This window comes from Spirosoma profusum (assembly GCF_014699005.1).
GTDB lineage: Bacteria > Bacteroidota > Bacteroidia > Cytophagales > Spirosomataceae > Spirosoma > Spirosoma profusum.
This window is the reverse complement of record NZ_JACWZY010000034.1, coordinates 41,592-67,174: the sequence shown is the minus strand read 5'-3', so window position 1 is coordinate 67,174 and position 25,583 is coordinate 41,592. Positions and strand designations below refer to the sequence as shown.

Here is a 25,583-nt window from a genome sequence, read left to right as displayed (position 1 = left end):
GGAAAATTAGTATTTCAAGCTAATATCTGTTATCAATTTACCAAATCCATAACCAAAACTGATCAGCCCATTAAAATGTAACATAGTCAATGAATCGTGTAACATGACTCTGCCTAGGTTTGGACTATATCAATATACATTTGTCATTGATTGTTATTATTCGACTTGCCTTATCTAAAAAGTTACGCATGGCCGCTATTTGTTACACAGACTAGTAAATAATAGAAGTTACTTTAATAAAGCTAACTTAGTTGATAAGCCTTCGAAAAGCTCATATTAATGTAACTGAAGGAGAGTAAAAGTTTACTGCATGAATTCCAGAATCATAGTACTTCTTTTTTGGCTGTGGTACCCAATTACCGCGCTGGCCCAATCCGGTAAACTGTTTACAGTCGAAAACGGATTATCGGGCAGTGTGGTTAGCGATATCCATCAAGATCGGAGTGGTTTTTTGTGGATTGCCACTGAGGATGGCTTAAACCGGTTCGATGGGATAAAATTCACTATTTACAGACACGACAAAAAAAACGATACCGGCATCTTAAGTAACCTGCTTCAGACTTTGTTCGAGGATAAAGCGGGTAGAATGTATGTAGGTTCACTCGAAGGTTTGCAGTATTACGATCCAGCCACTGATTCTTTCCATAAAATACCCCTTAAGCTAGATGATGGGACTATAGTGAGTACACGGGTAGTGAGCATCTATGAACGAAAAAATGGGGATATTCTGGTCGGTACCTCAGGACGTGGCCTCTTCACACTTACAAAAAAAGAAGGTCAACTTCTTGGCAAAAAAATGCATCTGGATGTCCCTAGTGAGTTGATTGTCAAAGTTTTTGAGGATACGGATCGAAACGTATGGGTATCTACTGAGGACAAAGGATTATATCGATTTGATGGGCGTTCGGTCAAGTCCTTTTTTGGATCCAAAAGAATACAAAATAACGTAGTGAAGAGTATTTGTCAGGATCGATATGGACGCCTGTTTGTTGGGAATATGAGCAGTGGTCTGTATCGGTATGACCCTGCCAGTCAGACGTTTGTTGCCATTCCTTACAATGGACGCATTAATCTCTCCATTGATGAATTACTCGTCAATCGGAACAATCAGATTCTGATCGGCACTAGTGGGGAAGGTGTGAAGTATTTCGATCCGGCTACCAACAAAATCATGGATTTGAACACGAATGGGACCAGCTTTGATTTCTCTAAATCCAAGGTTCATTCCATTCTGGAAGACAAGGCAGGGAATATATGGATTGGTACGTTTCAGAAGGGACTATTGCTGTTGGCAGGTAACCCCAATCGGTTCGGTTACATTGGTTACAAATCGGTTAGCAGTAATTCCATTGGCTCAAGCACGGTGATGGCTCTGTTTGAGGATACGCAAAAAACAATCTGGGTAGGCACCGACAACGACGGCTTATATTCGCTTTCACCGGGTTCTAACGCCAATGGACACTATAAACCCGACACCGAGGGCGGGCCTGTGCCAGCCAATATTATGACCATTTACGAGGATTCAAGGAATACTATTTGGCTTGGATCCTATTTAAGTGGCCTGGTTCAATTTGACCGGAAAACAGGCATAAGTCGCCCAATTAATAAGCTTATAGGTAAAAATGGCGATAACGTTCAGCGGGTTTTTAGTATCAAAGAGGATTCTCAGCAAAGGCTTTGGGTGGCTACGATGGGTTCTGGTTTGTTTTATTTGGACCTGCGTTCTGGAAACGTCAAAAACTTTGATGCGCCACCCAGTAAACTGTACCGACCTGCCAGTAATCTTCTCCCAAATAACTGGATCAACTGTCTGCATATCTCCAAAGACAACAAGTTGTTTATTGGTACGTTCGACGGTCTTGCCTGCCTTGATCTGGATACAGAAAGTTTTGTTTCCACCTTTGGCAGTAGTCAGCTTCTGAAAAACGTTGTCATCTATTCCCTGTTTGACGATAATAAAGGCAATTTGTGGTTGGGCACATCCCACGGGTTGAAAAGGCTTAACCGTTCAACCAAAGAGATTACATCGTTTGACGTAGATAATGGCTTACCCAGCAGTCTGATCTCTGCCATCCGGGGTGACAATGACGGACATCTATGGCTAAGTACCAACCGGGGATTGTCGAGGATGGATCTGGAAACCAATACATTCGTCAACTTTTATTCAGCCGACGGACTACAGGGTAATGAATTTAGTCAGGGAGCATCCATAGAAGCCAACAATGGGGAGCTTTATTTCGGTGGAGTAAACGGAATTACCCATTTTAAACCCGAGGAAATACGTATCGCGAACAAACGCCTGGCTGTTCAGATTGTTGACTTCTATATTCACGATAAACCAGTAAAAAAGGGAACAGAATCCGGTGGTTATCAAGTCGTTGATACAACCGTCAATAGTGCTAGTGAATTTCACTTGTCCCATCAGGATAACTCGTTCACGCTGGAGTTTTCTACAATGGATTTTATTGATGCCGAACGAGTTTCCTACTTGTATTCTATCAATAACAATAGCTGGGTGACGCTGCGGCCGGGGTCTAATCGGTTGACCTTCGATAACTTGGCCCCCGGAACCTACGTGTTTCGGTTAAAGGCCAAAGCGAATAAAGCTATTTCTGATGAGCGTCAGGTAACGATCTTTATTCACCCAGCCTGGTATTTATCGGTTTGGGCGAAGTTTGTATACGGCTTACTGATTCTGATCCTGTCGGGGCTAATATATCGAACGATCCGTAACCGACGGCGGATTAATGAAGAGCGACTGGCTCACCAACGATTAGAAGAGGTCAACGAAGCCAAACTCCAGTTTTTTATCAACATCGCCCATGAGATACGAACCCCGTTGACACTGGTTGTGAGCCCACTGCAAAAACTAATTAGCCATGATCAGGATAAGGAGCGGAGGCACTTGTACGACATTATGGGTCGGAACACAAAACGTATACTGGATTTGGTGAACCAGTTAATGGATATCCGCAAGATTGAAAAAGGGCAGATGGCCTTGCAACTGGACCGGGTTGATATGGTTCAATTTACGGGCGAGATCTGTCAACTATTCGAAGAGCAGATTCATGCCAAACAGATTCACTTTATCATGGACTTCCCGACGGATCAGGTTTTTGCCCGTATTGATCCACTGAATTTTGACAAGGTGCTCATTAATATCCTGTCGAATGCTTTCAAATTTACCCCTAATGATGGAACAATTCGGGTAGCCTTAACCCTAAAGCCAAACCGCAATGACCAGGATTTGGTCATTGCGATTGAAGATTCAGGTCAATGCATTAATGAGGCCGAGACAGAACGGATTTTTGACTGCTTCTACCAATCAGCCGACCACCGCGATTACAATCAAGCTGGTACAGGCATTGGTCTTCACTTAGTAAAACAGCTCGTGCAACTGCATGGCGGCACTATTAAAGTCGAAAATATAGACCCCATTGGCTGCTGTTTTTCGATAACCCTACCCGTCGAAGAGATTGTTGCTGCTGAAGTTCCATCCATGATACCATTGGAGACAGGCATCCAGCGCTTACCTGAACCAAAAGTGGAAGAACTATCGGGATCAGCAAGGCTGAAAAGGAAATCGAAACGCCTGGTAATTGCCGACGATGATAGCGAGATATGTAACTACCTGATTGACGAGTTATCCGGTGAATATGATGTATTCTCATACGCCAATGGGGAAGAAGCTTATAAGGGAATATTGAAAGAAAAACCAGACCTGGTCGTCAGCGATGTCATGATGCCCGTGATGGATGGCATGGCGCTTTGCCGCAAAATGAGAGCTAATCCGTTGGTCAATCATATACCGATTGTGCTCTTAACAGCCAAAACCGAGGAGTCGAGCAATGTTCAGGGACTTGAGCTGGGCGCGGACGCCTACATCACCAAACCGTTCAACATGGACATTCTGCTGAAAACGGTCAATGGCCTGATTAAAAACAGACAGATCCTGAAGAATAACGAACATGAACACCACTATCAGGAAGAGTTTATTTCGAAGATCAGTATTAAGGCTGCGGAGGAAAAGTTGCTGGAAAAAGTCCATCTGATCATCAATCAGAATCTGGCCAGTCCCGAGTTGAGCGTCGAAATGATTGCGGGTGAAATTGGGATCAGCCGTGTGCATCTACATCGTAAACTGAAAGAACTGACCAACGTAACAACCCGGGATTTAATACGTACGATTCGAATGAAACAGGCTGCTGATTTGCTGACCATTAAAGGACTGAGCGTTTCAGAAGTTTCGTTTGCCGTAGGATATCCGAACGTAAACAATTTTTCGGTGGCATTCAAGGAGTTATATGGCGTATCGCCAACTGGATACTCAGCGCATTATGTAGTAAAAGAGAGAAGCGAAGGCTTAACCATTATCACATAATACCTAACCTTGTGAATTGATAGTTTATACTTACCTCATTTAGGGCTTTACGATTCTCCCAAGCTAATGCGACTTCTACTTTTCCTATTTTCCTTAACCTTCTCAACAACGGTTTGCTTTGCGCAAAACAAGTCTGCGTTAAAACTTTGGTATAATAAACCTTCTGGTCAAACTTGGGAAAGTGCCCTGCCTGTTGGGAATGGTCGGCTGGGGGCGATGGTGTATGGAAACGTATCAAAGGAAACCATTCAACTCAATGAACATACGGTCTGGAGTGGTAGCCCAAACCGGAACGACAACCCCGATGCGCTGGCCGCTTTGCCCGAAATCCGAAAGTTGATTTTTGAGGGCAAACAGAAAGAGGCTGAGCAGCTTGCCAACAAATCAATTATTACTAAAAAATCGCATGGGCAGATGTTTCAGCCCGTGGGCAATCTGCTCCTTACCTTCGACGGACCTGAAAACGTTACCAATTATTACCGGGAGCTGGATATTGAACGGGCCGTTGCCAAAACGTCCTACACGGTTGGGGACGTAACATATATACGAGAAGTACTAGCCTCGTTTCCCGACAATGTCATTGTGATGCAAGTAACTGCCAGCAAGCCGGGCAAGCTGTCGTTTTCCGCTTCGTTTTCCACCCAGCATAAGGTATTCGAAAGTAAAACCACGCCAGCCAGGGAACTCACGCTTTCCGGCACTACGTCGGACCACGAAGGCGTAAAAGGCATAGTGAAATTCAAAACTATTGCCCGGATCAAAACATCGGGCGGTACGTTGGCTGCCAACGATACGTCGCTTACGGTAAAAGGTGCTACTGCGGCTACTATTTACGTAGCGATCGCCACCAATTTCAACAACTACAAAGACCTTAACGGAGACGAAAACACGCGGGCTGCTGCCTACCTGAACAAAGCGTATCCTAAATCCTTCGCGGCCATCCTGACTCCGCACGTTGCTACGTATCAGAAGTTTTTCAACCGGGTTAAACTCGACTTGGGCATTACGGAGGCAGCCAAGTTGCCCACCGACGAACGTCTGAGCAATTTCCGTTCGGTCAACGACCCGCAACTCGTTACGTTGTATTATCAGTACGGGCGGTATCTGCTGATTTCATCTTCGCAGCCCGGAAGTCAACCCGCCAATTTGCAGGGGATTTGGAACAATAAAATGCGCCCACCCTGGGACAGTAAATACACGATCAACATTAACGCCCAGATGAATTATTGGCCAGCTGAGAAGACCAACCTCGCCGAACTTCATGAACCGTTTTTACAGATGGTCCGGGACTTGTCAGAAACTGGAAAGGAAACCGCTAAGGTCATGTACGGCGCTGGTGGCTGGATGGCGCATCACAATACAGACATCTGGCGCATCAATGGTCCTGTGGATGGGGCTTTCTGGGGTATGTGGACAGCCGGTGGCGGATGGACCAGTCAGCATCTGTGGGAACATTATCTCTACAACGGCGATCAGACATATCTGGCTTCGATTTACCCAGTTTTGAAAGGGGCAGCCCAGTTTTACGCTGATTTTCTAATCGAACATCCGAAATATCACTGGTTAGTAGTGAACCCCGGTACCTCGCCCGAAAACGCACCGAAAGCGCACGGCGGTTCATCGCTCGATGCAGGTACGACGATGGATAATCAGATTGTGTTCGACGTATTCAGTACGGCAATCCGTGCGGCTGAGCTTCTAAAAAAAGATACAGATTTTGTGGCGATGCTGAAACAAAAGCGGAGCAAACTGCCGCCCATGCACATCGGCCAATATGGTCAGTTACAGGAATGGCTCGACGATGTCGACGATCCCGAAGACAAGCACCGGCACGTATCGCATCTGTACGGTCTCTTTCCGTCCAATCAAATCTCGGCCTACCGTACGCCAGACTTGTTCAGTGCCGCCAAAACGACACTAACACATAGGGGCGACGTATCGACCGGCTGGAGTATGGGCTGGAAAGTGAACTGGTGGGCCAAACTCCAGGATGGTAACCACGCCTACACGCTGATCCAGAATCAATTGACCCCGCTGGGCGTCGTCAAGGACGGGGGTGGTACGTACAACAACCTTTTCGATGCGCACCCGCCATTTCAAATCGATGGCAATTTCGGTTGCACCTCGGGCATCACCGAAATGCTAATGCAAAGCAGTGACGGTAGTCTTCAGTTGCTGCCAGCCCTGCCCGATGTCTGGCCAACGGGTAGCATCAGCGGCCTACGGGCGCGTGGTGGTTTTGAGGTCGTGAGTATGGAATGGAAAGATGGAAAGGTATCGAAAGTGTCCGTTAAGTCGAATCTGGGCGGTAACCTTCGGGTACGGGTACCGAATGCCCTGAAAGTCAACGGTGGGACGTTGAAACCAGCATCAGGGCAGAATCCGAATCCGTTCTATGTAGTTGAAGAAACGCCCGCAGCTATCAAATCTGCCCAGGCTAACGTAGCGGTACCAACGCTGAAAGAAACGCGGATGTATGATTTGCCGACGCAACGTGGGAAAGTATACACGCTAGTGATAGAATAGGGAATCTTTTTTGTCATCCTGACGAAGGAAGGATCTTAACGTACCCTTACCTGAGTGTCATGATACATTAAGATCCTTCCTTCGTCAGGATGACAAAAAAGAATGACAAGGAGTAGAATAAGCAAAAGTAGTTAATATAAACCCTTATGAGATATCGCCTTTTTTCGGCTCTTTTCGCAGTATTTGGTTTGATGTTGAACCATCTGGGTTCAGCTCAAACAACGTTGGTCAACCCAATCTTAACCGGTTTCTATCCTGACCCCAGCATTGTAAAGGTTGGGCCAGATTACTACCTGGTCAATTCGACCTTCTCCTACTTCCCCGGTCTTCCGATCATGCACTGCAAAGACCTTAAAAACTGGAAGCAAATCGGTAACGTCATCGACCGGCCCGAACAAATGGATTTCATGGGCGAACGTCTGACGCGTGGGCTATTTGCACCGGGCATCAGCTATTCTAAAGGCACATTCTACGTTACCTGCACCGACATCGATCACGACGGCAACTTTGTCGTAACGGCCAAAAATCCCGCTGGCCCCTGGAGTAACCCCGTTAAAATTCCGCAGGTTAAAGGCATTGATCCATCCATCTATTTTGATGAAAGTACCGACAAAGCGTACATCATCTACAACAGCGAGGCACCTGACCGAAAGCCCCTGTATTCTGGCCATCGGACGATCCGTATGTATGAATTTGACCCGGTGAACCTGAAAGTCGTAGGGGAAGAAAAGCAACTCGTCAACGGTGGGGTAGATCTGTCGAAAAAGCCCGTCTGGATTGAGGGGCCGCACATTCTAAAACGGAACGGCTGGTACTACCTCTACGCGGCCGAGGGCGGTACGTCGGTCAATCACTCTGAAGTCGTATTACGTAGTAAAGATGTCTGGGGCCCTTACGTACCATTTGAAGGAAATCCGATCCTGACGCAGCGTGAGTTGCCCGCCGATCGGAAAGACGCTATTACGTCGGCGGGGCACGCGCAATTTGTGGAAGGTCCGGATGGCAAATGGTATTCGATTTTTCTGGCCGTCAGACCCTACGAAGGCGATTATTACAATACAGGCCGTGAAACCTTCATTGCCCCCTTGACTTGGAAAGACGACTGGCCCATGATTGAGCATGGCGAAAAGCCGATTGCGTATAGTTACCCTGTTAATTATAATGAAGTTAAGCAAAAGGGGTCGCTGCCTCAGTCGGGCAATTTTGCTTACACGATGACCTTCGACAAAGAGCTTGATCCGGGGCTTTTGTTCTTGCGCACCCATGATAAAAATTCATATACACTGTCGAAGAAGGATGGGCTGACCCTGAAACTGAAACCTGAAACGATCATGGAAATGGGCAATCCGGCCTTCATCGGAAAACGCCAGCAGCACCTCAACAGTACGGCCGAAATAGAGTTGACGTTTACGCCAAAGTCGGAAAAAGAAAAAGCAGGTTTGGTCATTTTACAGGACGAAGGCCATTTCTACTTCCTGTGTAAATCGAAAGCGCAGGATAAGGACGTACTGCAACTTTACCAAAGCAAACCGCGATCAACCGAGATGGAATTGCTAGCCGAAGTGCCGCTTGATGCCAAAGCGAGCAAAGTAGGGTTACGTATTGCATCGAAGGGCGATACGTATAGTTTTTATACATCAACCGATGCAAAAAACTGGAGCCTTTTAAAAGACAAGGTAGACGGCAAATTCTTGAGCACCAAAGTGTCGGGTGGATTTATCGGTTGTGTATATGGCCTGTACGCTACGTCGTCGGGAGAAGAGAGTACAAATTCGGCTTCGTTCCAGTACCTCAAATACTCGGGTGATGACCCGATGTTTAAATAGTACACGTAGTGCATTGGTTATCAGTAGATTGCAAAACGTAGCGTTACCCTTGAAAACGAACGTATTTCGTATTACTTGTTTCGTTCTGCTCAGCGTCTCGGCGCTGGCGCAGATGCACCCATTTGCTTTACAGAATGTGAAGCTAACGGGCGGGGCATTTAAGAACGCGCAGGATGTTGACCTGAAATACATCCTGGCACTAAATCCTGATAAGCTCCTGGCGCCGTACCTGATCGATGCAGGATTACCCTTGAAAGCCGAACGTTACGGCAATTGGGAAAGCTCGGGTTTAGATGGTCACATTGGCGGGCATTATCTATCGGCATTGGCCATGATGTATGCCTCTACGGGTAATGCTGAACTCAAAAATCGCCTGGATTACATGATTTCGGAACTGGCTCGTTGTCAGTTCAAAAATGGGAATGGTTACGTAGGGGGCATTCCGCAGGGGAAACTCTTCTGGGAACGTATTCACAAAGGCGATATCGACGGGAGCAGTTTTGGACTGAACAATACGTGGGTACCGCTGTACAACATCCACAAGCTTTTTGCGGGTTTACGAGATGCCTACGAATACGCTGGAAATCAGCAGGCTAAACACGTACTGATTAGCCTGGGCGATTGGTTTATAGACCTCATCAAGCCTCTCTCCGACGACCAGATTCAGCAAGTGCTACGTACCGAACATGGTGGTATCAACGAAACCTTTGCCGATTTATACATCCTGACCAAAAACAAAAAATACCTCGAAACCGCGCAGAAACTATCGCATCGAGCGCTGTTGAATCCGCTGTTGGAGAAACAGGATAAGCTGACGGGGCTTCACGCCAATACACAGATTCCGAAAGTAATTGGATTTGAGAAAATTGCCATGCTTACGAGTAATACGGATTGGTCGGATGCGGCTCAGTATTTCTGGCAGAATGTCTCGCAGAGACGTAGTGTAGCGTTTGGTGGCAACAGCGTGCGTGAGCATTTTAACCCTACGAACGACTTCAGCCGGATGCTCAGGTCGAATCAGGGTCCTGAAACCTGTAATTCATTTAACATGCTCCGTCTGAGTAAAGCGTTGTTTCTGGATAAGGCTGATCCAGGCTACCTGGACTTCTATGAACGGACGCTCTACAATCATATCCTGTCGACACAGCACCCCAAAAAAGGTGGTTTCGTTTATTTTACTCCCATTCGTCCCAACCATTACCGGGTGTATTCGCAGCCCGAAACCAGTATGTGGTGCTGCGTGGGATCGGGACTGGAAAATCACACCAAATACGGCGAACTGATTTATAGCCATTCAGACAAAGATCTGTTTGTCAATCTATTTATCCCCTCCACGCTAGACTGGAAAGAAAAAGGGATTCAGTTCAGCCAAACCACACGTTTCCCCTACAAAAATGAAACGGAACTAACCCTGACGTTAAAAAAGCCTCAGGTTTTTTCGGTACATATTCGCCATCCGAAATGGGCCGGGAATTTTTCTATTCTGGTCAATGGCAAATCACAAAACGTAGCGGGTGAACCTTCAACCTACGCAACCCTCAGCCGAAAATGGCAAACAGGCGATAAATTAACTGTTCGTTTTACGGCGTCCACCCAGTTAGAATACCTGCCCGACGGCTCTAACTGGGCCGCTTTCGTACACGGCCCCATTGTCCTGGCCGCCAAAACATCGACCAATGATCTGACCGGACTTTTTGCCGACGATAGCCGGATGGGTCATGAAACAAAAGGCAAACTCTATCCCCTCGACAACGCCTACGCGATGATTGGCAATGCAGATACGTATCGTTCAAAAATCAAGCCTATCGAAGGGCTGACATTCCGCCTGGATTCGTTGACATTGCAACCGTTTTATGAAATACACGATGCCCGCTATCAGATGTATTTTCAAACATTTACACCGGCGGCCTATAGAGAACAGAAAGCCCGGCTAAAACAACAGGAAGCAGAAGCCCTAGCTATTGAAGCGAAAACGGTTGATAAGGTGGCTTGTGGTGAACAGCAGCCCGAAGTCGACCACAGCTATAAAGGCGAAAAAAGTGAATCGGGGTATGATGACGAGCAGTTCTGGAGACGTACCCGTTCATTCATTTCGTATGAGTTACAGAACCGGAATCGATCGGGGAAATTTCTTAATATCAGTGCTATAGATGATATCAAAGCGGAGCAGGTAAGCTTTGTAATTAATGGTAAACCAGCCGAGATTCTTTCTGTCGATGGGAAAACAATCCGGCTTAAAGTTGCTAACTACGAGGTAGTTAAGCTACAAATAATGGCTACCAGTGGAACGAACACACCTCGCTTTAATCAAATCAGAATTTTAACGAATTAACAAACGATTCTTTTTCACATGAATAAAAAGAGAATAATTATCTACAAATGTGTCAAAATAACACTATTGGTGTTTGGGTGTGTACTAAGTTCCCTTGCGCAATCCAATTTTACCAGCAAAGTCATTGGCGTAGGTGTCGTTGTCGCTGATCTCGAACGTTCGCTGGACTTTTACGTGAATGGCATTGGCATGGTCAAAACGGGTAGTTTCACCATCAATGAAGATTTTGGCAAACGCCCGGGACTGACGAATGGAGTGGCGGTGGGAGTCACGATTCTGAAGCTCGAAAACAGTTCCGAAGCTACCGATTGGAAGCTGATGAGCTTTGGCAAAAAAGCCGCTCACCCGAAACCCAAATATATTCAGGACGATACGGGTATGCAATACATCACCATTAACGTAAAAGCTTTACAGCCAATCATTGAGCGATTGACCAAAATAAAAGTGCCTTTTCTGGGGAGCACACCAACGCTATTGAATGAGAAATCGCACTTTGTTTTTGTGCAGGACCCCGACGGCAATTTCATTGAGCTAATCGGGCCGCTTCAATGACCCTGAATAATCGACATCTTTTCCTTGAATCAATGAAAAACAAGCCGTTCCGATATCATCTGCTGGCAATAGGGTTACTGCTCAGGTACGTAGCAACGATAGCGCAAACCGCTCATAACCCCATCCTGTTTGCCGATGTGCCGGATATGGCCATGATTCGAGTGGGAACCAACTATTACATGAGCAGCACCACTATGCACATGAGTCCGGGCTTGCCAATCGTGAAATCGAAAGACCTGGTTAATTGGAATATGATCGGCTACGCCTATGATACGTTGGCCAATGTCGATGCGCTGAATCTGACCAATGGCAAAAGCACCTACGGACGAGGTTCCTGGGCCAGCAGCCTGCGATATCATAACGGTACGTATTACGTAAGCACGTTTGCACAGACTACTGGCAAAACCTATATCTATACGACCAAAAATATCGAGAAAGGCCCCTGGAAAGAAATCTCTTTTACACCTGCCTACCACGATCACAGCCTGTTTTTCGATGACGACGGTCGGGTCTACATGATTTACGGAGCGGGTAAACTCCGGCTGATCGAACTCACCGCTGATGCTTCCGGTATAAAGCCCGGCACTACGGAGCAAGTGCTGATTGAAAACGCCAGTACGCCATCCGGCACGGGCGGGGGCTTACCAGCCGAAGGTTCGCAATTGTTTAAAGTCAACGGCAAGTATTACCTGTTCAACATTACCTGGCCCAAAGGGGGAATGCGAACCGTGGTTATTCACCGCGCCGATAAATTAACTGGCCCTTGGGAAGGACGGGTTGCCTTGCAGGATTTGGGTGTTGCACAGGGCGGTCTGATCGATACGCCCGACGAGAAATGGTACGCCTATCTGTTCCGTGATTTTGGTGGAGTTGGACGCATTCCGTATCTGGTGCCGGTAAAGTGGGAAGATGGCTGGCCGGTGTTAGGTGTCAGTGGTAAAGTCCCGGAAACGCTCGACCTCCCGACTAACAAAAGCTTGATTCCGGGAATTGTTGCTTCTGACGAATTTACCCGTAAAAAAGGCGAACCCGCTCTGCCACTGGTATGGCAATGGAATCATAATTCCGACAACAAACTGTGGTCTGTCAATGAGCGGAAAGGCTATTTACGACTAAAAACCGGACGTATTGATACGTCGTTTGTCTTGGCCCGAAACACGCTTACTCAACGTACCATTGGCCCGGAATCGTCGGGGTCTACTGCGCTGGACGTATCGAATCTGAAAGAAGGCGATTTTGCCGGATTGTGTCTGTTGCAGAAGAATTATGGATTAGTCGGCGTGAAAGCCGAAGCAGGCAGCAAGTCAATCATTATGGTCAGTGCAAGCTCGGGCAAACCCGTTGAGGTGCAGCGGGTTTCACTAACCCAAAAGACGGTTTATCTGAAAGCTGAGTGCGACTTTAAAGACCGCAAAGACACGGCGAATTTCTTATATAGCTTGGATGGTAAAACCTGGAAACGTATCGGAGAGTCGCTGAAAATGCCCTATACCATTCCGCACTTTATGGGCTATCGGTTCGGCCTGTTCAATTACGCAACCCAGCAAACGGGCGGCTATGCCGACTTCGATTATTTCCGAATCACGAATACAATATCGCATTCAGTAACAAACTAACGCTCAGCCTAATCCTTTACCCTGCTTCTGATGAAAAAACCTTTTTCAACCGCTGCACTTCTCCTTGGCTTACTGTTTTTGAGCCTGAACGGATTCGCTCAGGATAAGAACTTTTACATTTTTCTCTGTTTCGGGCAATCCAATATGGAGGGGAACGCCAAAATCGAACCGCAGGATACGGTTAATGTAGACAGCCGCTTTCAGGTGATGGAGGCCGTAGATTGTCCAACGCTCAATCGAACAAAAGGGAATTGGTACACCGCCGTTCCGCCCCTCTGCCGCTGCCGGACCGGGCTTACGCCCACCGATTATTTTGGCCGGGAACTCCTGGCGAATCTTCCCGAAAAAGCTCGCGTAGGCGTAATCAACGTAGCCGTAGGTGGTTGCAAAATAGAACTGTTCGACAAAGATCAATACGAGTCGTACGTCACGACGGTGCCGGGCTGGATGAAAAATTTCATTAGTGAATACGGTGGCAATCCATACGGCCGACTAGTCGAGGTGGCGAAATTAGCTCAGAAAGATGGTGTAATCAAAGGCATTCTGCTCCATCAGGGCGAGTCGAACACTAATGATACGCTGTGGACGAAAAAGGTGAAAGTCGTGTATGATAACCTGATGCACGACCTGAAGCTGAAACCCAGAAAAGTACCGCTGCTGGCGGGCGAAACAGTGAATGCCGATCAGGGTGGTATTTGTGCCAGCATGAACCGAATTATTGCCACGCTTCCCCAAACGATCAAAAACGCCCACGTAATCTCATCGGCTGGCTGTACTGACTCAGCTGATAACCTGCACTTTAATGCCGCTGGCTATCGGGAATTGGGAAAGCGCTATGCTACCCAGATGTTATCGTTGCTGGGCTACTCAGTGAAAGCAGAATAAATACCATGTTCTGTACAATTGTCCTCAAAAATCCTAAACCAACAAGAAGATGTGTCAATCCTTTAACCTTCGTTTCTGTCTCCTGTGGACTTTCCTTTGCCTTTATGGTCTGGTTTTAGCCCAGCCCCCAAGAGGGCCGCTGGTGGTATCACCCCAGGTAAACGCCGATAAATCCGTTACGTTCCGGTATTTAGCTCCACAGGCCAAAGACGTCAAACTGAGTGCGCAGTTTGAAAAAACCCCGGTGCCTATGGCCAAAGACGCCCAGGGTATCTGGAGCGTAACGACCAGCCCCATCAAACCCGACATCTACCCATACAGTTTTCAGGTCGATGGCGTAACGGTCATGGACCCGGCCAACGTAGCGTTTTTCCCGAACGAGCGATTTAAAGCCAGTCTGGTTGATGTCCCCGGCGATACGCCCCTGATTCACGCCATGCGGGACGTACCACACGGCAATATTACATACGAATATTACCCGTCGGCGGAGGGCACAACGGGTTCGCTGGTCGTTTATACACCACCGGGTTACGATCAGTCGCCGTCGAAAAAATACCCCGTTTACTACCTCATCAGTGGCACGACCGATACCGAAGAAACCTTCTTTAAAGTTGGCAAAACGAATCTGATTCTGGACAATCTAATTGCCGAAGGAAAAGCCAAAGCAATGATTATTGTTATGCCCTACGGCAACGTAGCGGCCCGCGTAGCCGAACAGAAAGGAGGTTCCAAACCTGCCGATCCAACGGGACGCGACAATCCCGAAGCGGTAAAACGGGCCAATGATTTTGGTGCCGATTTGACCGGTAACGTAATTCCTTATATCGAGAAAAACTACCGGACTGTAGCCAATCGGGAGAATCGGGCTATCGGCGGATTTTCGCGCGGGGGTGGCCAAACGCTGCGTACAGCCTTCGGCAACATGGACAAGTTTGCGTGGGTTTGTGCCTACAGTTCATATCTGTCGCCGGAGGAGATGGAACGAAGCTACAAACCCATCGTAGCCAATCCTGCCAGTACCAATAAGCAGCTTAAATTGCTGTGGGTGAGCGTGGGTAGCGACGATTTTCTCTACAAAGGCACCGTCGAATTCATGGATTACCTCAAGGCGAAGCAGGTGAACTATAAAAGCCTGATCACCGATGGGGGCCACACCTGGATGAATGTAAAAACGTACGTTGCCGCCACTACGCCACTTCTGTTCCAATAAACCAAGCCCTTATCATGAAACGTATTTTATACATCCTGCATGCCATTCTTTTATCGGGCGTCACGGCCATCGCTCAGCAACGGCCACCGGCTATTAGTTCGCCTGAGGTACATCCCGACCAAAGCATTACGTTCAAGTACTTTTCGCGCAAAGCCCAGAAAGTGACTCTGAACGGGGAATTTCTGAAGTCACCGGTCGCCTTGACGAAAGATACGTCCGGTGTTTGGAGCGTTACAGTACCGCCGGTCAAGCCTGATATTTACCCGTATAGCTTTACGGTTGATAGTGTCCAACTGGCTGACCCAAGCAATACCTACATCTTTGCCAACGAACGCTTCAAACGTAGCATCGTGGACGTACCGGGCGATCAGCCGCTGATTCATTCGCTCCAGAACGTACCGCATGGCAAAGTCAGTTATCGCTATTACAAATCCGGTACGTTGGGAACCACACGTCAGTTATTAATTTATACACCACCCGGTTTTAACCCAAACGGTAAAACCAAATACCCAGTACTGTACCTGATTCATGGCGGCTCCGACACCGAAGAAACCTGGACCACAGTAGGCCGTGCCAATCTGATTGCCGACAACCTGATTGCGCAGGGGAAAGCCAAGCCTATGCTCATTGTGATGCCCTATGGTAACGTTCGGCCGGCTCCGATGCCCGATTTTACCAAAGACATGGTAGCTGACATTGTTCCGTTTGTGGAAGCAAACTACCCAGTCAACAAAGACAGCAAAAGCCGGGCAGTGGCCGGTTTTTCGGTGGGTGGTGGTCAGACACTGAACATCGGATTGACGAATACTGACAAATTTGCCTACATCTGTTCGTACGCGCCCTATACGGCTACCGAAGAGTTTCAGAAAAACTTCACCAACTGGTCGCCGGATGCGGCTAAAATCAACAGCCAATTGAAATTATTCACGATCAGCGTGGGTATCGACGATTTTCTGTATGAACCCGTGAAAAAGAACATTGCGATGTTCGAAGAGAAGAAAATTAAAACGAAAAGCTATATCGTTCCCGGCGGTCATACTTGGATGAATTGCAAGCAATACCTGGCTACCACCTTGCAGGAACTATTTAAATAATGTGAAATTCAAAGTTGTATTTGTCATCCTGAGGAACGAAGGATCTTATGGTATCCTAGTGAATAAGTCAGGAAGTTTTAAGATCCTTCGTTCCTCAGGATGACAAAAACTATAATAACCGTTAGTTCTCACTCAAACCCAATAAACCAATGATCTCTAAACCATTAGCTGTATTATTCGCAGCCACATTTACAAGCTTAACCTGCCTGGCGCAGGGAAGTCAATCGGCCATCGCTGAGGATTTCAAACCATCTTCGTTGAATCAGCCGGGGCAGGAATACCCGCAGGTAAACTCCCAAGGCTACGCCCGATTTAAGATCAAGGCTCCCAAGGCCGATAGTGTCCGGGTAAGCCTCGGGTTAGGCGGTAAAGGAGGCACCATACTCACTAAAGGGGAAGACGGTTTCTGGACCGGTACGACGGCAGGACCACTGGATGAAGGATTCCACTACTACAACGTAACAATTGACGGCGGGAAGTTCAACGACCCCGGCGCGTTGAATTATTATGGTTCCGTTCGGTGGGAGAGTGGCATTGAGATTCCTGCTCACGATCAGGACTTCTATGCCTTAAAAGAGGTACCTCATGGGAATGTGCAACAGGTTCTGTTCCCTTCCAAAAGCACCAATATGGCACGCCGGGCTTTTGTGTATACCCCACCGAGCTACGACAAAGACAAATCCAAAAAATACCCGGTGCTGTACCTGCAACACGGCTGGGGTGAGGACGAAACGGCGTGGAGCAACCAGGGCCACGCGAACCTGATTATGGATAATATGATCGCCGAAGGTAAAATCAAGCCCTTTATCATTGTGATGACCTACGGCATGACCAACGAAGTGAAATTTGGTAAGATAAGAGAGTTTAAAATCGATCCGTTTCAGACGGTACTGGTCGACGAACTGATTCCGTATGTGGATGCTAATTTCCGTACGCTGACCAACCGCGACAATCGGGCGATGGCGGGCCTGTCGATGGGTGGCATGGAAACCAAAATGATCACCCTCAATAAGCCAGACGTTTTTGGGTATTATGGCCTGCTGAGTGGTGGCGTCTACGTACCGGAAGACCTCAACGGCAAAACAAAGCCAAAGCTTGTTTTCATTAGCTGCGGCAGCAAAGAACGACCCGATGGCGTGACCAAAGCAGCTACAGACCTGAAAGCCGCCGGTTACAATGCCGTATCGTACGTCTCCGACAAAACAGCCCACGAGTTTCTGACCTGGCGTCGCAGCCTGCATGAACTTGCTCCCTTGCTGTTCAATAAGTAAAAAGTGACCTAAAAAATCACCTTAACCATGAAACATACATTATTTCTGAAAGAGGCTTATTTAGCCATTGCCCTAATGATGGGGTCAGCGGCTTATTCGCAAACTATCGAGAAAGAAGCGCCCAAAGGCTTCGATCAGGTACGCACGAGCATTGCTACAGGCAAATTGGATTCGGTTCAGTACGAATCTAAAACCGTAGGTACTACCCGTAAAGCGTTGGTATATACGCCACCTGGCTATTCCAAAAAGAAAAAGTATCCCGTTCTGTATCTGCTGCACGGTATCGGTGGCGATGAAAAAGAATGGCTTCGGGGTGGCACTCCGCAGGTTATTCTGGACAATCTGTACGCCGAGAAAAAACTCGAACCCATGATCGTAATCATGCCCAACGGCCGAGCTATGAAAGACGACCGGGCTGTTGGAAATGTCTTTGACAAAGACAAAGTCGAAGCCTTTGCTACGTTCGAGAAAGATTTGCTGACGGACTTAATTCCGTTCATCGAGAAAAAATATTCGATCCTCACTGATCGCGAACACCGGGCCATTGCCGGTTTGTCGATGGGGGGTGGCCAATCATTGAATTTCGGTCTGGGCAATCTCGATAAGTTTGCCTGGGTTGGTGGATTTTCGTCGGCACCGAATACGAAACCTCCTCAAGATTTGGTGCCGAATCCGGAAGATGCCAAAAAGAAACTGAAGCTGCTCTGGATTTCATGCGGAGATAATGATGGACTGATTACGTTCAGCAAACGTACCCACGACTACCTCTATCAGAAGGACGTACCGCACATTTACTACGTCGAACCCGGCGTGCACGATTTTAAGGTTTGGAAAAACGGCTTGTACATGTTTTCCCAGTTTCTGTTCAAGCCGGTCGATACGTCGACGTTAACAAAATATACGGTTTTAGGATCGCCTGCGTCTACCAATATCCGCTCCGCTAAATACCCGCAGATTTTACCGGACAACCGCGTCATGTTTCGGGTAAAAGCACCAGGTGCCCAAAAAGTACAGATTGACTTAGGTAAAAAATACGATATGGTGAAAGATACGGCTGGATTCTGGAACGTAACGACCGATTCTATTAGCCGAGGCTTTCATTATTATTCGCTCCTGGTAGATGGCTTACCCGTAGCAGATCCGGCAAGCGAATCTTTTTATGGTATGAGCCGCATGGCTAGTGGCATCGAAATTCCTGACAAAGAAGGTAGTTTCTACGCCATGAAAGACGTTCCGCACGGCGATATACGTATCAAACGCTACCTCTCAAAAGCCACGAATTCCTGGCGCGAGATGTACGTATATACCCCACCGGGATATGATCAGTCGAGCGACAAATATCCGGTGCTGTATCTGTTGCATGGTGGGGGAGAAGACCAGCGTGGTTGGGCCACACAGGGAAAAACGGACCTGATACTGGACAACCTGATTGCTGAGGGAAAGGCCAAACCCATGGTGATTGCCATGCTCGACGGGAATGTCAACAACGCAGGTGGACTGGCTGGCTTCAACGAGAATGTGCTACGTTCCTTTGAGAATGAATTGAAGCTGGGGGCCATTCCGTTCGTGGAAAGCAATTTTCGGGTTGCTAACGATGCCAAAAACCGGGCTCTTGCTGGTTTATCGATGGGTGGTTTGCAGACGCTTTACGCGGGCATTAAGAATACCAATCTGTTCTCGTCGCTGGGCGTGTTTAGTTCGGGTTGGTTTGCCAACAATCCCAAGCTGTCGGACCCGCAATATACCTTCATGAAAGACAATGCCAGTACTATCAACAGTAACCTGAAAAACCTCTGGATTTCAATGGGTGGGAAAGAAGATATCGCTTATCAGAACTGCCAGGTCATGATGAAAAAATTTGACGAGCTGGGCGTCAAATATACCTACAGCGAGTATGCGGGCGGGCACACCTGGCCAGTCTGGCGGCATGACCTGTTCATGTTTGCACCGTTGTTGTTTAAGTAAACTGACCCACAGAATTTATTTCTTACTAGTATCTGAATCAACTCCTTATGAAACGAACCTACACGGCTCTTGCACTTATTGGGTGTTCGCTGACCGCTTTTTCACAAACCAACAAGACGCCCAAAGATCAGCCACTGGTATCGCACATCTACACGGCTGACCCGTCGGCACACGTCTTTAACGGCAAAATTTACATCTATCCTTCACATGATATTGACGCAAAGGATGTCAAAGAGGATGATGAAGGTGGTCATTTCGCCATGCGCGATTATCACATTCTGTCGATGGATAAGATTGGTGGCCCGGTGAAAGACAACGGCGTAGCCCTCGATATTAAAGACATTCCCTGGGCGGGCCGTCAGCTATGGGCGCCCGATGCTACGTATAAGAATGGTACGTATTACCTATATTTCCCGGTTAAGGACAAGCAGGACGTTTTTCGAATCGGCGTAGCAACAAGCAAAAATCCAACGGGACCCTTCAAGCCTGAATCAGAACCCATTAAGGGTAGCTACAGCATTGATCCCACCGTCTTTCAGGATACCGATGGGAAAGCCTATCTCTACTTTGGGGGTATCTGGGGAGGTCAGTTGCAACGCTGGAGTGGTAATAACTATGACCCCAAAGGTGCTTTAAAGAAAAAAGAGGAAGTGGCGTACCTGCCGCGCGTCGCCCGGCTAAGCACCGACATGAAATCCTTCGCTGAGCCGGTTCGGGAAGTGCAGCTATTAGATAAGGCCGGCAAACCGTTTTTGGAGAAAGATAACGATAAACGGTTTTTCGAAGCGGCCTGGCTGCACAAATACAAAGGCAAGTACTATTTCTCGTATTCCACTGGTGATACGCACAATCTTTGTTATGCCATCGGCGACAATCCGTATGGTCCCTTTACGTACCAGGGTATTGTGCTCCAACCCGTTCTCGGCTGGACCAACCACCACTCCATCGTGCAGGTGGGGGATAAATGGTATCTGTTCTATCACGATGTTCAACTCTCTGGAAAAACCCACCTGCGTAATGTGAAAGTAACCGAGTTAACCTACAATCCAGACGGTACGATTCAACCGATCGATGCCTACAAATAATAAGTCGCTAAACCTTTTTAGTTATGCAAAAACTCAGTTCCTACGCCCTAATTGCCCTGACGGTCGCCTTCGTAGCTCCCGAAAAAGGGCTGAAAGATTATTACAAGGCCTATTTCCCGATTGGCGTGGCAGTAAACCCGCGCATGGTGCAGCCCGGACCGGATGCTGAATTGATTAAAGCTCAGTTCAACAGTATGACGCCCGAAAATGCGATGAAAATGGGGCCAATCCATCCAGAAGAGAACCGATACAACTGGAAAGACGCCGACGCCATCGCCGATTTTGCCCAGCAGAACAACATCAAACTACGGGGTCATACCCTATGCTGGCACAACCAGACACCTCGCTGGTTTTTCACTGATTCCACCGGTAAAACTGTAAGCCGGGAGGTATTACTAGCCCGACTAAAACAACACATTACCGACGTAATGAGTCGATACAAAGGCAAAATATATGCCTGGGACGTAGTAAATGAAGCCGTCCCCGACACAGGGACTGGTATCTATCGCAAATCGAAATTTTACGAAATCATCGGCGAAGATTATATTGAGAAAGCGTTTCAATACGCCCACGAAGCCGATCCGTCTGCCCAGTTGTTTTACAACGATTATAACACCGAAAATGCCTCAAAGCGTGAACGTATCTATCAGATGCTGAAGAAACTAAAGGACAAGAAGGTACCCGTCAACGGTGTAGGATTACAGGCGCATTGGTCCATTTATGAGCCTACCGCGAAGGAATTGGAAGAGTCTATTACCAAATTCGCCAGTCTGGGGTTAAAGGTTCAGTTTACGGAAGTTGACATGTCAGTATATCCCAAAGAACATGAACGTCGGCAGCGTCGCGATACGGATAAGAGTGAATTTACGCCGGAAATGGCCGATAAGCAGGCGGCTCAGTACAAAATGGTGTTCGATATCTTCCGTAAACATCGTGACAAAATCACCGGCGTTACGTTCTGGAACCTGACTGATCGTAACTCCTGGCTCGACAATTTCCCCGTTCCGGGCCGTAAGGATTACCCACTATTGTTCGATCAGAATGGTCAGCCCAAAAAGGCGTATGAAAGCGTAGTAAAATTTTAGAAAGCGTGTTAAGAACTAACTTTTCATACGCCTGAGCGGAAAAGCTGAGGGCCAACTAGTGGAAGGCTGAGGGCCCAGGGGATACGTAGCGGATAGCGAACGTATCCCTTATAACCAATGGATTCTGGCTATAAATATTCAATGATGAGTCTAATGCTTAGGTATCATTCAATTAATTCAGAGAATGTAACATGGCCAATGATTCGTGTAACATGCTTTTGACATGTTTTGCATTATATTAATATAAATTTGTTCTCAAGGGCTACACGTCAATTTAGCTAACCTAAAAAGTATGCGCGATCATAATTTGTTACTGTGAATTGGTTGAAAATCAAACTAAAGATTGTGTATCCTTAATTCAAGGACGAGCTTAGTAAGATGTATGTCAGCTTTAAAGACAAAAACTGTGTATGCCTATTTGCATTGCCTTAATTTTTTACATTATAATTAGTAAGCCTTCGCCTTTTGCCTATGCATAGACAAGCATATTTAAAATAAAAAAGTCAGTAATGTTGGCGCATTACTGACTGGTAAATGTCCCATTTTTTCGGCAAGAAAAATCATCCATATAGGATGCAGGGATTTTTTTGCTTTTGCTAAAAAACAAACCCTTAAAATTATGTCAAATCAACTACAGTTTTATTTTTTGTTGAGAAAACTTTTACGACCTGGGCTCAACCTACTTCTGCTCGTTTGTTGCCTGATGACAACTGCCTGGGCAAATAGGGCCGATCAACCTGTGATGGGTACCGTACTGGACGAAAAAGGAAGTCCGCTGGTGGGTGTAAACATTCAGATCAAAGGTACTACGCGCGGAACCGCCAGTGATGCCCGAGGTAGCTATCGGATTGATGTACCGAATGGAAATTCGGTATTAGTATTCAGCTACATTGGCTACAAGAGGCAAGAAATTACCGTTGGCAACCAGTCAGCGATTAACGTATCGCTGGAAGCTGATGCCGGAGCGCTGGAAGAGGTTGTCGTGGTAGGCTATGGTACTCAAAAACGGTCGTCCCTGACGGGGGCAGTATCGACCGTTACACCGAAAGACATAACCGCATTGCCTGTACCGAACGTAGCATCTGCCCTTCAGGGACGCGTTCCGGGCGTATCGGTTGTGAACAACGGTGGTCCTGGTTCTTCGCCCATTGTGCAAATTCGTGGTATTGGTTCAATTAGCTACGGGTCAGGCCCATTGTACGTAATAGACGGCGTACCGACTGGTGACCTAAACAGCTTTAATACGAATGACATTGAGTCGCTGGAAGTGCTGAAAGATGCCAGCTCGGCCGCTATTTATGGTTCTCGGGCAGCTAACGGAGTTATTCTGATCACGACCAAAAAAGGTAGCCGTGATAGCAAAATCCGGGTGACCCTCGACACCTACGTAGGTACCCAGAGCACTTCGCATAAAGTTGACGTCCTCAACCGGGATCAGTACGTACAATACGCCAAAGCGCTGACATCCAATGCGGGCATTGCCTTGCCTTCGCGTTTGAGCAACCTCAATACGCCTATTTATGATGGTGCAACGCAAACTTTTGCCCAAACCGAAACCAACTGGCAGAATGAACTTTTCCGGAATGCCCCGATTGCACAACACCAACTTTCTTTGTCGGGTGGAAATGCCGTTTCGCGATTCTTTGCCTCAGGCAGTTATTTCAAACAGGATGGTATTATGCGGGGAAGCGACTTTGAACGGGGTTCTTTGCGGCTGAACTCGGATCATCAGGTAGCTAAATTTCTGTCCATTGGGCAAACCCTGACTGCCGCTTATAGCAACCAGCGTGGCGAAACCACTGGCGACCGTTCGCAACTGATGCACGCGATTCGCATGATGCCGTACTGGCCGACGATGGACCCAACTAAAGTTGGCGGATTCAGTGCTCCTACAGCGGCTGACGGATCTGATCCAGAGAATCCACTACGTGCTCCAGCGATGGACGTAACCCGAACGAAATTTTTAAAGGCCTTCGCTACGATTTATGCAGACGTCCGATTGACCAGCTACCTGAAATACCGATTCAATTATGGTGTTGATCTGGGCTTCTCGAATGGGAGTACTTTTAACCCAATCTATAATGATGGGTATGTACAGCGGAGTTCGGCTACCGTTTCTCAGGTCCGCAATACCAATATTGCGCAGACGATTACCAATCAGCTTTCATTTGATAAATCGTTTGGGCAACATAATCTGAGTGTGCTGGCGGTTGCCGAAACACAGAAAGTGCTTTCAACCGGCCTGACTGGATCAGGAACCCGGCCTAACAATGACCTGGATGTGATTCAGGGGGTGAGCAATCCAGCCATTACCAGCACCCGTGGGGAAACAGACCTGATTTCCTATGTTGGACGTATCAATTACGACTTTGCCGGTAAATATTTGTTAAGTGCGTCGATTCGACGGGATGGATCTTCGTTGTTTGCGCCGGGTAATAAGTGGGGAAACTTCCCATCGGCATCGGTAGGCTGGCGAATCAATCAGGAGGGTTTTATGAAGGGAATGCCGAACCTCTCCGAACTGAAACTGCGGGCCAGCTATGGCAAAACGGGCTTTAACGGAATTGCCAACTATGCCTGGCAATCGCTGGTACAAGCTGATGCGACGGCCTATCCATTTGGCTCTGCCAATGGGTTGGGCTCCTTCTTCAATTCGCTAGGCAATACTGAATTGAAATGGGAAACCACGGATATGGTCAATGTGGGATTGGATGTAGGCTTGTTCAATAACCGGATTACCTTCACTGGCGAAGTGTACAATCGATTTACGGATGGACTTATTCTAGGCGTTCCCATTCCAAACTCAATTGGCTATACCAACGCACCTGTAGCGAATATTGGCAGCATGAAGAACTGGGGCTATGAATTCCAGGCGGGATATAATTACGCAAAAGGCGATTTCCGATGGAACCTCTCCGCCAATATCGGTATTACTCGTAACCGAGTCCTGAGTCTGGCTACACCGACTGCGGCTATCTATGCCGGTTCAAATGCTGACTACGGCGGGGCCGACATTACCAAAACCGAAGCAGGTCAATCGATTCAGTCGTTCTATGGTTATCAGGTCGAAGGCATATTTAAGTCAATCGACGAAGTATATAGCGCGCCTGTTCAAAACCGACCTGCTACGCGCGATGCGGATAATCCTGCCAAAAACACATCGGCCGGGGATATTCGCTTTAAGGACCTGAATGGCGATGGTAAAATTGATGCCAATGACCGCACGTACCTGGGAAGCTACCTGCCGAAATTTAATTACGGAGCCAACTTTAGCGGCACCTACAAAAACTTCGACTTTACGTTGTATTTGCAGGGAACCTATGGCAACAAAATTTACAACGGTACTAAAGTCGTTACCGAGGGTATGCTACGTCTGTTCAATGCGGGCCCTGCCGTGCTAAATGCCTGGACGCCAACTAACATGAATACGAATATACCCCGCGCTGTAGGTGGAGATCCGAACAATAACAGCCGTACGTCGGATCGGTTTATTGAAGATGGGTCGTACATGCGTATCAAAAACCTGACCATTGGTTACTCTATTCCCCCCAAAGTACTGGGTGGCCTAACCAGCAATGTGGTGAATAAAGTACGGGTTTACGTATCAAGCCAGAACTTGCTGACCCTGACCAAATATACGGGCTATGATCCGGAAATCGGTTCTCGTAACGGAACACTGCTACGTAGTGGAATCGACTACGCTAACTATCCGCAGGCACGTACCTTACTGGCTGGTCTTCAGATTACGTTCTAAT

General features: G+C 47.4%; 14 protein-coding genes. All 14 read left to right on the top strand.

What is annotated here, in order from left to right; genetic code table 11:
* Window positions 1–310 precede the first annotated feature (310 nt).
* Window positions 311–4,381, top strand: a complete 4,071-nt coding sequence (locus IC229_RS28655) for a hybrid sensor histidine kinase/response regulator (protein ID WP_190891371.1) — start codon at window positions 311–313, stop codon at window positions 4,379–4,381.
* Between the two features lie 66 nt (window positions 4,382–4,447).
* On the top strand, window positions 4,448–6,907 hold the full coding sequence (locus IC229_RS28650) for a glycoside hydrolase family 95 protein (RefSeq protein ID WP_190891369.1): 2,460 nt from the start codon (window positions 4,448–4,450) through the stop codon (window positions 6,905–6,907).
* Between the two features lie 146 nt (window positions 6,908–7,053).
* Window positions 7,054–8,733 carry a glycoside hydrolase family 43 protein gene (locus IC229_RS28645; RefSeq protein WP_223834243.1) on the top strand — a complete coding sequence of 560 codons (1,680 nt, stop codon included), beginning with the start codon at window positions 7,054–7,056 and terminating at the stop codon, window positions 8,731–8,733.
* A 112-nt stretch (window positions 8,734–8,845) separates the two neighbouring features.
* Window positions 8,846–11,065, top strand: coding sequence for a glycoside hydrolase family 127 protein (locus IC229_RS28640; RefSeq protein WP_190891392.1), 2,220 nt, complete (start codon window positions 8,846–8,848; stop codon window positions 11,063–11,065).
* Window positions 11,066–11,083: 18 nt separating this feature from the next.
* Complete coding sequence (locus IC229_RS28635) at window positions 11,084–11,617, top strand: VOC family protein (RefSeq protein WP_190891367.1); 534 nt, start codon at window positions 11,084–11,086, stop codon at window positions 11,615–11,617.
* A gap of 32 nt (window positions 11,618–11,649) precedes the next feature.
* The gene (locus IC229_RS28630) at window positions 11,650–13,233 is read left to right on the top strand and encodes a glycoside hydrolase family 43 protein (RefSeq protein WP_190891365.1); all 1,584 of its coding nucleotides are present in this window, start codon (window positions 11,650–11,652) and stop codon (window positions 13,231–13,233) included.
* A gap of 30 nt (window positions 13,234–13,263) precedes the next feature.
* On the top strand, window positions 13,264–14,118 hold the full coding sequence (locus IC229_RS28625) for a sialate O-acetylesterase (protein WP_190891364.1): 855 nt from the start codon (window positions 13,264–13,266) through the stop codon (window positions 14,116–14,118).
* Window positions 14,119–14,167: 49 nt separating this feature from the next.
* A complete protein-coding gene (locus tag IC229_RS28620; protein WP_190891362.1) occupies window positions 14,168–15,328 on the top strand; it encodes an esterase in 1,161 nt (386 codons plus the stop codon).
* A gap of 14 nt (window positions 15,329–15,342) precedes the next feature.
* Complete coding sequence (locus IC229_RS28615; protein ID WP_190891360.1) at window positions 15,343–16,422, top strand: alpha/beta hydrolase; 1,080 nt, start codon at window positions 15,343–15,345, stop codon at window positions 16,420–16,422.
* 149 nt (window positions 16,423–16,571) lie between these two features.
* Entirely contained in the window at window positions 16,572–17,693 is a 1,122-nt protein-coding gene (locus tag IC229_RS28610; protein WP_190891359.1) for an alpha/beta hydrolase-fold protein, read from the top strand.
* Window positions 17,694–17,768: 75 nt separating this feature from the next.
* Window positions 17,769–19,658: an alpha/beta hydrolase-fold protein gene (locus tag IC229_RS28605; protein ID WP_223834244.1), complete on the top strand. Its 1,890-nt coding sequence runs from the start codon at window positions 17,769–17,771 to the stop codon at window positions 19,656–19,658.
* Window positions 19,659–19,705: 47 nt separating this feature from the next.
* A complete protein-coding gene (locus IC229_RS28600) occupies window positions 19,706–20,743 on the top strand; it encodes a glycoside hydrolase family 43 protein (protein WP_190891355.1) in 1,038 nt (345 codons plus the stop codon).
* 23 nt (window positions 20,744–20,766) lie between these two features.
* Complete coding sequence (locus tag IC229_RS28595; protein WP_190891353.1) at window positions 20,767–21,828, top strand: endo-1,4-beta-xylanase; 1,062 nt, start codon at window positions 20,767–20,769, stop codon at window positions 21,826–21,828.
* 619 nt (window positions 21,829–22,447) lie between these two features.
* Window positions 22,448–25,582: a SusC/RagA family TonB-linked outer membrane protein gene (locus tag IC229_RS28590; protein ID WP_190891352.1), complete on the top strand. Its 3,135-nt coding sequence runs from the start codon at window positions 22,448–22,450 to the stop codon at window positions 25,580–25,582.
* Window position 25,583 lies beyond the last annotated feature (1 nt).

Coding starts and splice junctions, on each gene's coding strand:
- IC229_RS28655 (WP_190891371.1), top strand. CDS start 311: ATGAATTCCAGAATCATAGTACTTCTTTTTTGGCTGTGGTACCCAATT.
- IC229_RS28650 (WP_190891369.1), top strand. CDS start 4,448: ATGCGACTTCTACTTTTCCTATTTTCCTTAACCTTCTCAACAACGGTT.
- IC229_RS28645 (WP_223834243.1), top strand. CDS start 7,054: ATGAGATATCGCCTTTTTTCGGCTCTTTTCGCAGTATTTGGTTTGATG.
- IC229_RS28640 (WP_190891392.1), top strand. CDS start 8,846: ATGCACCCATTTGCTTTACAGAATGTGAAGCTAACGGGCGGGGCATTT.
- IC229_RS28635 (WP_190891367.1), top strand. CDS start 11,084: ATGAATAAAAAGAGAATAATTATCTACAAATGTGTCAAAATAACACTA.
- IC229_RS28630 (WP_190891365.1), top strand. CDS start 11,650: ATGAAAAACAAGCCGTTCCGATATCATCTGCTGGCAATAGGGTTACTG.
- IC229_RS28625 (WP_190891364.1), top strand. CDS start 13,264: ATGAAAAAACCTTTTTCAACCGCTGCACTTCTCCTTGGCTTACTGTTT.
- IC229_RS28620 (WP_190891362.1), top strand. CDS start 14,168: ATGTGTCAATCCTTTAACCTTCGTTTCTGTCTCCTGTGGACTTTCCTT.
- IC229_RS28615 (WP_190891360.1), top strand. CDS start 15,343: ATGAAACGTATTTTATACATCCTGCATGCCATTCTTTTATCGGGCGTC.
- IC229_RS28610 (WP_190891359.1), top strand. CDS start 16,572: ATGATCTCTAAACCATTAGCTGTATTATTCGCAGCCACATTTACAAGC.
- IC229_RS28605 (WP_223834244.1), top strand. CDS start 17,769: ATGATGGGGTCAGCGGCTTATTCGCAAACTATCGAGAAAGAAGCGCCC.
- IC229_RS28600 (WP_190891355.1), top strand. CDS start 19,706: ATGAAACGAACCTACACGGCTCTTGCACTTATTGGGTGTTCGCTGACC.
- IC229_RS28595 (WP_190891353.1), top strand. CDS start 20,767: ATGCAAAAACTCAGTTCCTACGCCCTAATTGCCCTGACGGTCGCCTTC.
- IC229_RS28590 (WP_190891352.1), top strand. CDS start 22,448: ATGTCAAATCAACTACAGTTTTATTTTTTGTTGAGAAAACTTTTACGA.